Origin of the sequence: Actinophytocola algeriensis, from assembly GCF_014203735.1 — a bacterium.
GTDB lineage: Bacteria > Actinomycetota > Actinomycetes > Mycobacteriales > Pseudonocardiaceae > Actinophytocola > Actinophytocola algeriensis.
In genome coordinates this window covers 531,786-545,171 of sequence record NZ_JACHJQ010000001.1, presented here as the reverse complement: position 1 = coordinate 545,171, position 13,386 = coordinate 531,786, and the positions used below count along the sequence as shown (strand labels likewise).

The 13,386-nt window shown below is 72.6% G+C and carries 15 protein-coding genes and 1 pseudogene; 10 read left to right on the top strand and 6 right to left on the bottom strand.

The window, feature by feature from the left end:
• Nucleotides 1-455: IniB N-terminal domain-containing protein (locus FHR82_RS02560; RefSeq protein WP_221463266.1), on the bottom strand; the 455-nt coding region annotated here is incomplete at its 3' end.
• Between the two features lie 280 nt (nucleotides 456-735).
• Here FHR82_RS02560 and FHR82_RS02555 point away from each other — a divergent pair.
• The 4 genes and pseudogenes from FHR82_RS02555 to FHR82_RS02535 all read left to right on the top strand — a co-directional run bounded on the left by FHR82_RS02555 (nucleotide 736) and on the right by FHR82_RS02535 (nucleotide 5,899).
• Entirely contained in the window at nucleotides 736-2,193 is a 1,458-nt protein-coding gene (locus tag FHR82_RS02555) for an Hsp70 family protein (protein ID WP_184808574.1), read from the top strand.
• Nucleotides 2,190-4,622, top strand: coding sequence for a helix-turn-helix transcriptional regulator (locus FHR82_RS02550; RefSeq protein ID WP_184808573.1), 2,433 nt, complete (start codon nucleotides 2,190-2,192; stop codon nucleotides 4,620-4,622). The genes FHR82_RS02555 and FHR82_RS02550 overlap by 4 nt, the downstream gene beginning before the upstream one ends.
• Nucleotides 4,609-5,258, top strand: a pseudogene (locus FHR82_RS02540) (class II aldolase/adducin family protein). Before FHR82_RS02550 ends, FHR82_RS02540 begins: the two are co-directional and overlap by 14 nt.
• The gene (locus FHR82_RS02535) at nucleotides 5,255-5,899 is read left to right on the top strand and encodes a TetR/AcrR family transcriptional regulator (RefSeq protein ID WP_225943971.1); all 645 of its coding nucleotides are present in this window, start codon (nucleotides 5,255-5,257) and stop codon (nucleotides 5,897-5,899) included. Before FHR82_RS02540 ends, FHR82_RS02535 begins: the two are co-directional and overlap by 4 nt.
• On the opposite strand, the gene FHR82_RS02530 is transcribed toward FHR82_RS02535, so the two are convergent.
• Complete coding sequence (locus FHR82_RS02530; RefSeq protein ID WP_184808570.1) at nucleotides 5,870-6,127, bottom strand: YciI family protein; 258 nt, start codon at nucleotides 6,125-6,127, stop codon at nucleotides 5,870-5,872. The genes FHR82_RS02535 and FHR82_RS02530 overlap by 30 nt on opposite strands.
• 56 nt (nucleotides 6,128-6,183) lie before the next feature.
• On the opposite strand from FHR82_RS02530, the gene FHR82_RS02525 reads away from it, so the two are divergent.
• Both FHR82_RS02525 and FHR82_RS02520 read left to right on the top strand, forming a co-directional pair.
• Nucleotides 6,184-6,825, top strand: coding sequence for a Crp/Fnr family transcriptional regulator (locus tag FHR82_RS02525; RefSeq protein ID WP_184808569.1), 642 nt, complete (start codon nucleotides 6,184-6,186; stop codon nucleotides 6,823-6,825).
• Between the two features lie 32 nt (nucleotides 6,826-6,857).
• Nucleotides 6,858-7,355: a GNAT family N-acetyltransferase gene (locus tag FHR82_RS02520; RefSeq protein WP_184808568.1), complete on the top strand. Its 498-nt coding sequence runs from the start codon at nucleotides 6,858-6,860 to the stop codon at nucleotides 7,353-7,355.
• 54 nt (nucleotides 7,356-7,409) lie between these two features.
• Here the strand turns inward: FHR82_RS02520 and FHR82_RS02515 are convergent, their stop codons facing one another.
• Together FHR82_RS02515 and FHR82_RS02510 are read right to left on the bottom strand one after the other, a co-directional pair.
• Nucleotides 7,410-7,853 carry a pyridoxamine 5'-phosphate oxidase family protein gene (locus tag FHR82_RS02515; RefSeq protein WP_446471751.1) on the bottom strand — a complete coding sequence of 148 codons (444 nt, stop codon included), beginning with the start codon at nucleotides 7,851-7,853 and terminating at the stop codon, nucleotides 7,410-7,412.
• A 61-nt stretch (nucleotides 7,854-7,914) separates the two neighbouring features.
• The gene (locus FHR82_RS02510; RefSeq protein ID WP_184808567.1) at nucleotides 7,915-8,370 is read right to left on the bottom strand and encodes a hypothetical protein; all 456 of its coding nucleotides are present in this window, start codon (nucleotides 8,368-8,370) and stop codon (nucleotides 7,915-7,917) included.
• A 61-nt stretch (nucleotides 8,371-8,431) separates the two neighbouring features.
• Here FHR82_RS02510 and FHR82_RS02505 point away from each other — a divergent pair, with 61 nt between their 5' ends.
• Nucleotides 8,432-9,406, top strand: a complete 975-nt coding sequence (locus FHR82_RS02505) for a helix-turn-helix transcriptional regulator (protein WP_184808566.1) — start codon at nucleotides 8,432-8,434, stop codon at nucleotides 9,404-9,406.
• Here the strand turns inward: FHR82_RS02505 and FHR82_RS02500 are convergent.
• Complete coding sequence (locus FHR82_RS02500; protein WP_184808565.1) at nucleotides 9,360-10,511, bottom strand: MFS transporter; 1,152 nt, start codon at nucleotides 10,509-10,511, stop codon at nucleotides 9,360-9,362. The genes FHR82_RS02505 and FHR82_RS02500 overlap by 47 nt on opposite strands.
• 209 nt (nucleotides 10,512-10,720) lie before the next feature.
• Between FHR82_RS02500 and FHR82_RS02495 the strand changes: the two genes are divergently transcribed.
• On the top strand, nucleotides 10,721-11,446 hold the full coding sequence (locus FHR82_RS02495; RefSeq protein WP_184808564.1) for a hypothetical protein: 726 nt from the start codon (nucleotides 10,721-10,723) through the stop codon (nucleotides 11,444-11,446).
• A 39-nt stretch (nucleotides 11,447-11,485) separates the two neighbouring features.
• Nucleotides 11,486-12,349 (top strand): exodeoxyribonuclease III, encoded by an 864-nt coding sequence (locus FHR82_RS02490; protein WP_184808563.1) that lies wholly within the window; start codon nucleotides 11,486-11,488, stop codon nucleotides 12,347-12,349.
• A gap of 91 nt (nucleotides 12,350-12,440) precedes the next feature.
• On the opposite strand, the gene FHR82_RS02485 is transcribed toward FHR82_RS02490, so the two are convergent.
• Nucleotides 12,441-12,851, bottom strand: a complete 411-nt coding sequence (locus tag FHR82_RS02485) for a DUF3224 domain-containing protein (protein ID WP_311770834.1) — start codon at nucleotides 12,849-12,851, stop codon at nucleotides 12,441-12,443.
• A 67-nt stretch (nucleotides 12,852-12,918) separates the two neighbouring features.
• Between FHR82_RS02485 and FHR82_RS02480 the strand changes: the two genes are divergently transcribed.
• On the top strand, nucleotides 12,919-13,353 hold the full coding sequence (locus FHR82_RS02480) for a DUF3574 domain-containing protein (protein WP_184808561.1): 435 nt from the start codon (nucleotides 12,919-12,921) through the stop codon (nucleotides 13,351-13,353).
• Nucleotides 13,354-13,386: the final 33 nt, after the last annotated feature.

Genomic DNA, 13,386 nt, shown 5'->3' with positions numbered 1-13,386 from the left:
CCGACCGCGGGCAGGTCACCCAGAGCCGGCAGCTCGGGCACACCAGCGCCGGGCAGATCGCTCAGACCCGGCAGCTCGGGCAGACCGACTGCGGGCAGGTCACCCAGGCCCGGCAGGTCACCCAGCCCCGGCAGGGCACCGAGGCCCGGTAGATCGCCGGCGCCGGGCACCTCGACAGGCGTGTCGTCGGCGCACGAGCCGTCCATCGGCGCGTCGGCCGAAACCTCGGCCGACGCATCGGCCTTGGCGTCAGCGGAAGCGTCGGCGGGCATGCCGGCGGGGGGCAGACTGTCGGCGACCAAGGGAAGAACCTCCTGCACATCGGCGGGCGTCAACTCGGAGAGGCCCACCTCGTTGAGCACGCCGACCGGGTCGGCGGCGTAGGCAGCCCTCGCGGCTTCGTCGTTGATCAGCGTCAACGCGAAGTCCTGCAGGGTCTCTATCGAGAAGGACAACGAATTTCTCCTAGCGAATTCAGTACTGGCGCGCGGCGAAGTCGTGGTGGAGAGGTGCGGCTCGACACGCCGCGGCGCCGTGCGGTGATCAACCTAGGGAGAGCGGCCCGAGGGGGGCATCGGGGATCACTCCGAGTTGTCGTTTCGCCCCATAGGGCGAACAATGACTCACTCGTTAGGGGGTTAGGGGCTGCCCCATGGACCCACTGGGGGTTTCCCTACGGGGCCCCGGCCCCTGGTACGACATAGCCCGCCCGCACGGACGGAGGTAACGCCCGCAATGCCGTACGCCCTCGGGATCGACCTCGGCACCGCGCACACCATCGCGGCGGTCAGCCGCAACCAGCGCGACAGCTGGAGCGAGCCCGTGGTCGTGCCCCTCGAAACGGACTCCGAGCAGCCGGGAGTCGCATCCGTACTACTCCTGACCGGCGACGATGCCGTCGAAGTCGGCGCGGCCGCCATCCGCGGCGGCGCCCTGGCGCCCGACCGCGTCGCGCGTGACTTCCTCGACCGGATCGGGGACGAGGTCCCCCTCGCCCTAGGGGGCAGGCACTACCCCGCGGAGTCACTCGCGGCCGCGCTCGTGGCGTGGGTCGTCGACCGCGTGGAGGCGTTCGAGGGCACTCCGGCCAGCCAGTTGGTGGTCACCCACCCGGTGGGTTGGGGTGTCCACCGCCGGACCGTGCTGCAGGCGGCGCTGCGCGAGCTGAACCTCCCCGAGCTGACACTGCTCCCCCGTCCGGTCGCGGCCGCCGAGGCCTTCGCGGCGACCGACCGCGTCGAGGTCGGGCAGGAGGTCGCGGTGTACTCGCTCGGCGCGAGCCGGTTCGAGGCGGCCGTGCTGCGGCGGGGCGCGTTCGGGTTCGAACTGCGTGCGCACGCGGACAGCGCGGACGTGCTCGGCGGTGCCCTGTTCGACGACCTGCTCGCCGAGCACGTCGCCGCCGAGCTGGGTGAGCTGCCGGAGAACCCGGCCGCACTCGCCGCGCTGCGGGCCGCCTGCACCGAGGCGAAGGAGCGGCTGTCCACCGCGGTGGCCGTGACGATCCCGGCGCCGCCGGGGCTGCGGAAGGCGACGGTCGTGGTCAACCGCACCGACCTGGACGGCATGATCCGGCCGGTCGTCGAGCACACCGTGCAGGTGCTGCACCGCGCGGTCGAGGGCGCGGACAAGGACGCGCTGCGCGCGGTCGTCCTGGTCGGCGGGTCCGCACACGTGCCGCTGATCGCGGAGCTGGTGTCGGCGGCGATCCGGGTGCGGGTGGTGACGGCCGACGACCCGACCACGGCGATCGCCAGGGGCGCCGCGCTCGCGGGCGGCCGGGTCGCCAAGCCGACCGTCCAGGCGAGCCCGGTCCCGGTGACCCCCACCGTCACGCCGGGGACCGGGGTCACCCAGCACACTGACCTCATGCGGTTCGACGACATGGATCCGGAGGTCGCCGACATCGGGCCACCGCCGCCCCGGCCGCCGGTCGAGATCCCCGCGCTCGACCCGCCCGCCCGCGGCCTCGCCCGCCTCACCCGCCGCGTGCGGGGCGGTGGCGCCGAGGTCGACGAACTGGACCGCGACCAGCGCTCCTGGGACTTCGCGGGCGACGACGACGATCGCGAGCGGAAACACGACCGGGCAGGCCGGGCCGACCGGGCTGACCGGTCCGATGTCCGTGCCGTCGCCACCGACGACCCGCCCCGGCGCCGCCGCCGCATCGACCCCGACGAGGACGACGAGTGACGCCGATCCTGGACGACGCCGCCGCGCGGCACCTCGAGGCGCTGGCCACCGACCAGCGGGGCCACGTGTCCGTGGTCGCGCCCGGCGGCTACGGCAAGACCACCCTGCTGCACCACCTCGCCGCGGTCCTCGGCGCGGCCGTGCACACCGGGCCGTTCGACCAGGTCACCGACGACGTGCTGGTGGTCGACGACGCCCACCTGCTCGACGACGCCGACCTCGCCCAGCTGCGGGACGCGGCGGCACGGACCCGGCTGGTCGTGGCCGCGCGCCCGTGGCCCCGGCCGGCCGCGCTCGCCGAGCTGCTCGACCTCGCGCAGGAACAGCTGATCCCCGCCCCGTTCACGAAAGAGCAGGTCAGGGCGTGTCTCCCGGCCGGGCGCCGGACGGACGCGCTGGCCGAGTTCGTGCACACCGAGACCGGCGGCGTGCCGGGGTTCGTCGACCGGCTGGCGCGGACGCTCGGCCCGGACAAGCCGGGGACGAAGGCCGAGGTCCCCGTCGCCGCGCTCGCCGAGTTCCGGCCCGAGCTGGCGCGGCTCGACAACGACGTGCTGCGGTTCATGCTGGCCGCCGACGCCGGGGTCGGCCTGCACCTGGACCTGCTGGTCGACCTGCTGGACCGGGACGCGGCCGCGGTCGGCGAGATCGTGGAGGCGGCCCGGTCGACGGGGCTCGTCGGCACCGCGGGCGCACTGCTGCCGATCGCGCGGCGGGCCATCCGCGCGCTGGTGCCGGTGGAGCGGCGGGCGTGGATGCGCCAGCGGCTCGCGGAGCTGCAGCTCGCGCGTGGCGGTCAGGTGCTGGCGCTGGTCCGGCCGCTGCTGGGCACGGGCATAGGCGGCGCGGCCGCGGCGACGGCGTTCGAGGCGGCCGCGGCCGAGGCCCTGCCCGTCGATCCGGCCCTTTCGGCGCGGCTGTACGAGGCGGCGGTGACCGCGGGCAGGCCGCCGCTGCAGGTCGCGGCGCTGCGGGCGGAGGCGCTCGCGCTGGCCGGTGACCTGGACGGCGCGCTGCGCCTGGCCGACGAGGTGATCACCACGGAGTCCGCCGCGCGGCGGCGGCACGCGGCGGGCGTGGCCGCGGCGGCGCTCGCGCACCGGGGCCAGCTGTTCCGCAGCGCCCAGCTGTACCGGTGGTCGGGCACCGAGGAGGGCAAGCAGTTCGCCTCGCTCGGCCTGCTGGGCATCGGTGACCTCGCGGACGCGCGGGAGGTACGCGGGCAGGCGTCGTCCGACGGGCCGCCGACCTCGCTGTCGAGCGCGCTCACGCTGATGTCGAACGGGCTGCACGAGTCGGTGGCGGGGACACCCACGACCGCGCTGTCGATGATGGTGCGCGCGTCCGGTCTGCTCGAACCGGTCGGCCGCGGTGTGCTGCTGCCGGACAGCCCGGCCGCGCTGGGTGCGTTGCTCGCGCTGCACTACGGGGAGCTGAGCACGGCGTCCTCACTGGTGGACCGTGCCGTCGCGGCGGGCACCGGTGGCGCGCCGCTCGCGACCCGCCACCAGCTGCTGCGCACGTGGATCACCATGGTGCGCGGCAACCTCACGGCCGCCGCCGAGCAGCTCACGGCGCTGCGCGGCGCGCACCTCGAGCCCCGCGACTGGCTGTTCGCGGTGGCGATCGAGCTGGGCGTTGCCCGGCGTGCCGGCGACACGAACACGCTGGGCCGGGCGTGGCTGCAGGCCGGTGAGGCGCTGCTGCGCCACCCCATGGACCTGTTCACGATCCTGCCGCTGGGCGAGCTGATGGTGGCCGCGGCCCGGCTGCGGGAGGAGGCGCGGCTGTCCGCCCACCTCGACCAGGCGCGCACACTGTTGAAAGGGCTGGGCAACCCGCCGCTGTGGGCGACGCCGCTGTGGTGGGGCGGGCTGCACGCGGCCGTCATCGCCGACGAGGTCGACGTCGCGGAGGAGCACGTCGAGGCGATGGAGCGGGCGGCGGCGAAGGACGAGCAGTTCGGCATGGTCGCGGCCGCGGGCCGCTGCTGGGTGGAGCTGATGGCGGGCAAGGTCGACCCGGACGCCGTCGAGGACGCGTCCCGGGGGCTGCACGCCGCCGGGTTCACGTGGGACGCCGCGCGGCTCGCCGGCCGGGCCGCGACCCGGACCTCGGACCGCAAGGCGATGGTGCGGCTGCTCGACTGCGCCCGGCTGCTGCAGGGCAAGCCGGTGGCGGCACGAACGGTGCCGGACGAACCGCGGTCGTCGATCCCCGAGGTGACGTTGTCGGAGCGGGAGCTGCAGGTCGCGGAGCTGGTGGTGTCGGGGATGACGTACAAGGACGTCGGCGACCGGCTGTTCATCTCCGCGAAGACCGTCGAGCACCACGTGGCCAGGATGCGGCAGCGGCTCGGCGCGTCCAGCCGCAGCGAGCTGCTGTCCCAGCTGCGGACGCTCGTCGGGAGCCCTGGTGCCCACGGCTGATCGCCTGGTCGAGGCCGGACGGCGGCTGGCAGCGGGGGGTCTGGTGACGGGTACGTCGGGCAACCTGTCGACGCGGGCCGGGCCGGACGTGCTGGTGACGGGCTCGGGCACGGTGCTGGGCGAGCTGAGGGCGGGTGACCTGACCCTGGTCTCGCACTCGGGCGAGGTGCGGTCGGTGACCTGCCGCCGACGTCGGAGCTGCCGCTGCACCTCGCGGTCTACCGGGCATTCCCTGCTGTCGGCGCCATCGCGCACGCCCACTCCCCCGCGTCGGTCGCGGTCGGCCTCACCCACGACGTGCTCCCGCCGGTGCACTACCTGACCGTGCGGCTCGGCGGCGTGGTGCGGGTGGCGGACTACGCGACGTTCGGCTCACCGGAGCTCGCCGCGTCGGTCGTCGAAGGCTTGGCGGACCGGTCGGCGGTGCTGATGCGCAACCACGGTGCGGTCGCCACCGGCGCGTCGATCGAGCAGGCGTGCGAGCGGCTCGAGCTGGTCGAGTGGCTGTCGGACGTGTACGCCAGGGCGGCGGCGCTCGGCACCCCGAGGCTGCTCGACGAGGCGGAGCTGGCGGCCGCGACCGACACGTTCACCAGGTTGAACTACGGCAACCGCTCCTATACTCCGGGTTGTTGACCGTCCGCCAACAGATCGGTGACGACGTGACCGCCGCCCCCCGCAGGCGCAGGCTGGAACCCGACGAGCGCCGCGAAGAGATCCTCGTGTGCGCGATGCACCTGTTCGGCGAACGCCCGTACGCGGCGGTGTCGACCACGGAGCTGGCGGCACGCGCGGGGGTGGCGCGCGGCTTGATCAACCACTACTTCGGCACCAAGCGGGAGCTGTACCTGGAGGTGGTGCGCCGCATGGTGACCATCCCGAGGTTCGCGATAGAGCAGCTGCCGGAGGGCCCGCTGGAGACCCGCATCCGAGCGGCGGTCGACTGGTTCCTGGACGGCGTGGCCCGCAACAGCAAGACGTGGCTGGCGGCGACGGGCGCGATAGGCCAGGACCCGGAGGTGGAAAAGATCCTGGCGGACGCGGACGAACTGGCCGCCGACCGCGTGCTGGAGGCGGCCAGGCTGTCGGCGGCGGCGCCGGAGCTGCGAGCGATGGTCCGCTCGTACGGCGGCATGGTGAAGTCAGCCGCCCGGGAGTGGCTGGTCCGCCAGGACCTGACCCGCAACCAGGTACACCTGGTGCTGAGCACCACCCTGCTGTCCCTGATCCGCGACGCGGCCCCCGGCCTACGGGAGGACGGGAAGCCACTCCCGTAACCCGGCCACCCGCACCCCGTCGACGGAGTAGTACGGATCGGCCGCCACGATGGCGTCCACAGAGGACCGATCACCGGCGAACACCAGCAACGCACCGGAATCGTCGGCGAAGGGCCCGGCCATCACCAGGACACCGGACGCGTGCAGCTCAGCCAGCCGCTGTCGATGCGCGGGCCGAGCGGCAAGCCGCTGGGGACTGTCGTCGAAGGCAAGCTCGAGCACGATCACGCGCCGACGCTAGGCCACCGGCACCACCCTGGGCTGTATCAGGCGATACTGCCTCCATGCTGGCCGACGTCCCACTGCTGGCCACGCTGCCGGCGGCGCACCTGACCCACCTGGCAGCGGTGTCGCCGGTACGCGAGGTGGCACCAGGCGAGGTGGTGGCGACCCGAGGCGCCCCGGCCAGGCACCTGATAGTGGTGGAGACAGGCACCTTGGCGGCGGTCCACGAGACAGCCGGCGGTCACCGGCGCCGACTGGGCGACTTCCCGGCCCCGTGCGCGGTGGACAAGGCGGCGGTACTGGACGGCGGCGGCCACACGGCGACCTGGCTGGCCGTCACGCGGTCCCGGCTGACCCTGATCCCGGCGGCCGAGTTCCTGGCACTGGTGGACGTGCCCGCGGTACGCCACCACGTCCTGACCCACCTGGCAGGACAGCTGCGCCAGACCCAGGAAGACCTGACCCTGACGAGCTACGCGGACGCCACGACACGCGTGGCGACCTGGCTGACCCGCTCGGCGAGGTCGCGCGTGCGACTGCCGGGGGCCCAGCAGGGCCTGGCCGAAACCCTGGGCCTGACAAGGGTTTCGGTGAACCGAGCCCTGCGCACACTGACCGAGGAAGGCCTGGTCCTGGTCGAACCTGGAGCGGTGACGATCCTGGCCCCGGAACTACTGGCGATCCGGGCAAAACGCGGATGAATCCGACCACCACGTGTGCGAGAGTGACCGCCGTGCTGGTGAGAAGAGAACACGAGTCGGACGCACCCACGATCGCCGAGATCCACAAGGCGGCCTTCGCAGGCGAGGTGGAGTCACGACTGGTGGCGGCACTCCGGGCCTCGGATGCGTGGCTGCCGCCCCTGTCGCTGGTGGCGGAACTCAGCGGGAAGGTCGTCGGACACGTGGTGTGCACCAGGGCCCACGTCGGCGAAGTCCCCGCGCTGGGACTGGGGCCGTTGGGCGTGGACCCGGCGGCGCAGAAGTCAGGCGTGGGCACCGCACTGATGCACGCGGTCCTGGCCGCGGCGGACGCGCTGGACGAACCCGTGGTGGTCCTGCTGGGCCACACCGACTACTACCCGCGCTTCGGCTTCGAACCAGCGGCGAACTTCGGCATCACCCCTCCGGTCCCCGAGTGGGCCGACCACTTCCAGGCCCGGCCGCTGTCCACATACGACTCGACGGTCCGAGGCCCTTTCGCCTACGCACCACCTTTCAACGACCTGTGACGCGACACCGACATCGAGCCAGGGCAGGCAACCGCCGCACGCCTCGACGAGGTCCTACTTCTTGCTTTGGTCGTTACTGAGCCACTTCTCGGGCCTCATGCGCACCAGCACCGAGTCCGGCCCCAGCTCACTGTCCACATAGGCCTCGGCCTGCTCCCGCGACGCGTACCGCGACGTGATCGCGACCGCCTCGTCCCGGGTCGGCCGCTCAGTCCACACGACCGGCCCCTCGACCGACACGTACTTGTACGGCGACGACTCGGTCTGCGCCACCAGCGACAGCCGTCCCGCCTGCTCGATCGCCCGGTACTTGCGCGACCGGCGTTCCATCCAGATCTGCACGTCCCCACCAGGTTCGTACCGGTACCAGACCGGCACCGCGAGCGGCCCGGCGCCGTCCCGCGCCACCGCCAGCACCCCGACGTGGACCTCCGCGAGGAACTCCTCGCGCTCCTGTTCCGTCATCACGAACGACATGATCACGGCAACACCACGCACCGGCCGGACATTCCGGACGCGGCGGTGCGAGCACCCCTCGCACTCGCACCGCCGCGCACGACTACGAACGGGTGAAATCGGCCTCCCAGTTGGTCTCCCAGGTCTCGCCGCCGTCGAACGAGAACGCCTGCTCCCACCGCGCGGTCTTCTCCGCGATCCCCGACCAGCGGTACCGGACCCTGATCTGCTTTCCCTGCAGTTCCTCGTCGCTGAAGAACTCACCGACGCCGTGCTCGTCGAACCGCCCCACCACCGGCGGCAGCGCCAGCTTCCCGTCGCGGGAGTTCACCCAGTAGATGGACCAGTCCTGGGTGACCGGGTCCTGCACCCGCAACGAGATCCCCCGGAAACCGAAGCCGGGCAGGTCCACCTCGTCGACGTTCGCGGCACCGTCGAACAGCGAGTAGTTGACCATCGTCCCGTCGCTGGACTCCCACGTGTCGTCGCCGTCGAACGGCTTCGTCTTGCGCTGGGTGGTGTTCCAGGTGCCGACGAGGAAGTCGAAGTTGTTCGTCATGCCGCGCACGTTATGGCGCATCCACTGACACCGAATGTCAGTTGATCTAAGGTTTCTCACCGTGCGCGCGGCGCGGATCGTCCAGCTACTGCTCCTGTTGCAGACCAGGGGCAGGCTGACGGCCGCCCAGCTCGCCGAGCAGCTCGAGGTCTCCGTCCGCACGGTGTACCGCGACGTCGACGCGCTGCACGCCGCAGGCGTCCCGCTGTACGGCGAGGCCGGGCACTCGGGCGGCTACCAGCTGCTCGAGGGCTACCGCACCCGCCTGACCGGGCTCACCGAGAACGAGGCGGAGTCGCTGTTCCTCACCGGCCTGCCCGGCCCGGCGCGCGAACTCGGGCTGGGCGCCGAGGTGGCCGCGGCCTGGTTGAAGCTCACCGCCTCCCTGCCGCCGGAGCTGCGCGACCGCGCCACCCGCATCCAGCAGCGCTTCCACCTCGACGCGCCGAGCTGGTACGCCGAGCCGGACGACACCCCGGCCCTCGCGGCGGCGGCCGACGCGGTGTGGCGGGAGCGCCGCATCCACATCCACTACCACCGCTGGCGCGCCCCGACCGAGGTCACCCGAACGTTGGACCCGTACGGCCTCGTGCTCAAGGCAGGTCGCTGGTACCTGGTGGCCGCCGGCAAGCGGATCAGCACGTACCGGGTCTCCCAGATCCGCGAGCTGACGGTGCTCGACGAGGACTGCCGCCGCCCCGCCGACTTCGACCTCGCCGCGTTCTGGCAGTCCTACCTCGACGACTTCGACGCCCGGCGGCACGTCGGCACCGCGACCATCCGCGTCTCCCCCGAACTGCGGGGCAACCTGGTCGACGCGGTCGAACCGGCCATCCACCGGGCCGTCGAGGAGACCGCGTCGGCGCCGGACCCCGACGGCTGGGTGACCGCGACCGTGCCGGTGGAGAAGATGGGCCACGCGCACCGCCTGTTCCTCGGCTTCGGCGCGGACGTCGAAGTGCTGGCACCGGCCGAGCTGCGGGACCGGATCACGCGGTCGGTGGCCGCGCTGGCTCGGACGTACTCACCCGGCTGAAGGACCGCAGAAGTGGCAACGTCAACAGGCTGAGCACAGCGAGCAACAGGAACGCGAGCAACGGCTCACCCACGAGCACCCCGACGACGGCCGCGACGACCAGCCCGCCGAGGTTGCCCGCGAGCCACATCAGCCCGGCGGCCGTGCCCTCGCTGCGCCCGGCCCGCCGCTCGGTCAGCTCCAGCACGATCGGCAGCGCGGGCAGCAGCCCGAATCCGATGAGCGCGAGCGCCACGAACCCGGTGACCACCCCCGGCACGAGCGCGAGCACCACGCACGCGACGACCGTGACCAGCAACGACGTGGTCAGCACGGCCAGCTCACGCCCTCGGCGGGAAGCCCAGACCGGCACCACGGCGCACCCGGCCACACCCGCCACCACGTTGGCGATGAGGATCAGCCCCGCCGTCTCCTCCGCCACTCCCGCGGGCTCGAGCAGCGGCTGCGCGAACGTCGACAGGGCGACGAACACCCCGAACGGCACGAACACCAGCGCGCACAGCCGCCGGATGAACGGGTCGCCCCACGCGATCCGCAGCGCGCCGAACCCGGCGGGCGCGACCTCCGCGCGGTGCTCGGCCGGCGTGCGCAGCACCGACACCAGGGCGACCGCCGCGACCGCGGCCAGCCCGGCCTGCACCACGAGCAGGGTGCGCACGTCCTCGGTGAACACCGCCCCGAGCCCGAACCCGACGATCAACCCGGCGAACGTGCTGGCGGACCCGACCGCGATGCCGGTGGGCCGGTGCCGTTCCGCGAGGTAGCGCCCGGCGACACCGGTGATGGCGTTGAGCACCAGGGGCTGCGCGACGGCCACGACGAGCTGCCCGGCCAGCGCGAACACGTACGTGTCGCCGAGGATCCGGACCACGGCACCGGTCGCCGTGAGCAGCGCACCCGCCGCGAGCCCGCCGCGGAACCACCGGTCGAGCACGATCCCGGCCGGGATCGCGAGCACCACGTAGAGCAGCGGGAACACGTTGGCGAGCCAGCCGATCGCGCCGTCACCGACGTCGTAGTACCGGCCCGCCGCGTCCGTGACCGGCGCGTACGTGACCCACAGGGTCTGCGTGACGGCCCCGAGCAGCGCGAAGACCGCGATCATGGACCACCGGCTGCGTGGCTCGCTCAAGTTTCTGCCCTCGCGGTGTCGAACCGGCCGCCGGTCCTCCGACGTGGAGGTGAGCATTCACCGACGAGCCCCAGGAGATCAAGATGTACGCCGAGGTCGACGACCTCGGCGGTTGTGCGAGACGTTGTGTCGTACAGTCGTGCCATGGGTGCGGCGGTGCGGACGATCGCGGCGGCCACGACATGAGCTACACGACACCGGATCCCCGGTTCAGCAGGCGCCCGTGGGAGCTGCCGCCGGTCGCCGCGGACGGCCCGGCCAGCGGCGGCACCGTCACGCCGGCACTGCACCGGCTGCTGACCGAGCCGGACGCCCCGGTCCGGGACGAGCTGGTGGCCGCGGTGGCGGACCTGCTGCGGTCGACGAAACCGGTCGTCGCACCCGACCCGGACCTGTTGGCACTGCTCGACCTCCCGGACGTCCACGAGGTCAGTACCGATCCGCAGCCGCTGCTGGCGGCGCTGGACACGGCTCCGATCACGCGGGTCGCCGGGCTCGCGCTGGCGGCGACCCTGCCGGCCGCGGCCGCGGCGGTGCAGTGGCCCGACGACATCCGCCCGGCGGTGGCGGGCCTGATCACCGTGGCGCTGACGACCACGCCCGAACCGTCGCGCGACGTCCGGGCGGCCCGGGACACGCTCGCCGACGCGGTGACCGCGTTCCGCACCGCGGTGTTCGACGCGCAGTCCACCAACGACTCGGCACTGCCCGCACTCGCGTTCCCCATGCTGGTGCGGCTGGCCGTGCTGCGGCGACGGCTGCTGGACTCGGCGTGGCGGCACCGCGAGGAGTGCTGGGAGACGCTGGACCGGATCGTGGACGCCACCTACTGGCCGCCGGACGCGGTGACGCTGACACGCATGGACAAGCGGCTGCGCGCCTACCGTTTCCCCAGGTGGCGGCGGTAGCGCGGCGAACTGTCGGTGGGTGGGGCTAGCGTTTGTGGCGTGCGAGTGGCGACATGGAACGTGAACTCCGTCAAGCAGCGGCTACCGAGGCTGCTGCCCTGGCTCGACCAGCGGCAGCCGGATGTGGTGTGCCTGCAGGAAACCAAGCTGACCGACGCCGCGTTCGGCGAGTTACTCGGTGCCGAGCTGGCGGAGCGCGGGTACGAGTTCGCGATCGCGGGCCAGCCCGGGTGGAACGGCGTGGCGATCCTGTCGAAGGCCGGCCTCGACGACGTGACCATCGGCGTGGCGGGAGCGCCGGGGTTCCCGGACCCCGAGGCGCGGGCGGTCGCGGCGACCTGCGGCGGGGTGCGGGTGCACTCGCTGTACGTGCCGAACGGGCGGGAGCCGGACTCCGACCACTACCGGTACAAGCTCGCGTGGCTGGGGGCGCTGCGCGAAGTGGTGTCGGCGGGACCGGACGCGGCGATGCTGTGCGGCGACATGAACATCGCGCCGACGGACGCGGACGTGTTCGACCCGGCGGCCTACGTCGGGCAGACGCACGTCACGCCGCCGGAGCGGGCCGCGCTGACATCCCTGGTCGACCTGGGGTTACGCGACGTGGTGCGCGACCGGTGGCCGGACGAGCGGGTCTTCACCTACTGGGACTACCGCGCAGGCATGTTCCACCAGGACCTCGGGATGCGCATCGACCTCGTGCTGGCGTCGGCTCCGGTGGCGGGCCGGGTGCGGGCGGCGTGGGTGGACCGGCATGCCCGCAAGGGCACGGGCCCGAGCGACCACGCGCCGGTGATCGTCGACCTGGACGAGGCCCCGGACGGCGACATTGGTCCGGTGGTGCCACCGCCGTCGGCCGGGCGGACCAGGAAGGGATCGGTGAAGCTGCCGCAGTCGAAGTGACCACCTCTCACCGGTACGCCACGACGAGGCCGTCCGCGCGACGGTGGCGGTGGCCGCACGGACCAGCGGCACTGCTCGAGCTGGTGAAGCGCTACTTCTCGAGTGTGTAGTCGAACCAGACCCGGTGCGTGCCGTCGGCGTCCACGGTGAGCCCGCCGGACCCGCCGATGCCGGTGAGCCCACCGGTGCCGCTGCCCGGCACGATGACGAAGGCCTCGTCGATCCGGTCGGCGCCGCGCGTGGACGCGAGGTGCGCGAAGTTGAAGGTGCCCGTGACGTCGCGGAGCGACCCGTCGAAGGACTCCATGGCCACGTAGGTGCCGACCCCGGTGGCCTGGTCGAACGCGGCGGTGAAGAAGGTCGCCGACCGCCCGTCGACCTGACCGGCGTACCGCTTCTCCATGGTCGACACGCCGACCTCGGTCCCGGTCCGCACCTCGAACGCGGGCTTGGCGTCGACGGCGGTGAACTCGTGCGCGGTGAACGTGCCTTCAGCTCTCACGCGCAAGACAGTAACCGCCAGGTGGAACACCCTGTGCGAACAGGCCGTCCGCGGTTTGAATGTCCCCATGACGACACGACGCACAGCGGTGGCAGGCATCCTGACCGCACTGCTCCTCGGCATGAGGACCGCGGGCGCGACCACAGCGGCCTCGGACTCGACGTCGGCGGCCGCCCCGGCCCCGGCCCCAGGCGAGTCGTACAAGCGAACGGAGCTGTACTTCGGCGGCAACCGTCCGGACGGCACCCCGATCACCCCGGCGGACTTCGAACTGTTCCTGGACAAGGAGGTCACCCCGGCCTTCCCGGACGGCCTCACCTGGCTGGAGGCACACGGCCAGTGGATGGGCGGCAAGGAGGACTCGTACGTCCTGATCATCCTGTACCCGTTCGGCGACCGGACAGCGAACCGCGAACTGGAAGAAATCCGCACCGACTACAAGGAACAGTTCGACCAGCAGTCGGTGCTGAGGGCAGACAGCGTGGAACGAGTGTCCTTCTAAGCCAGAAGCGACAACGGGACGTCGCGAGGGCGC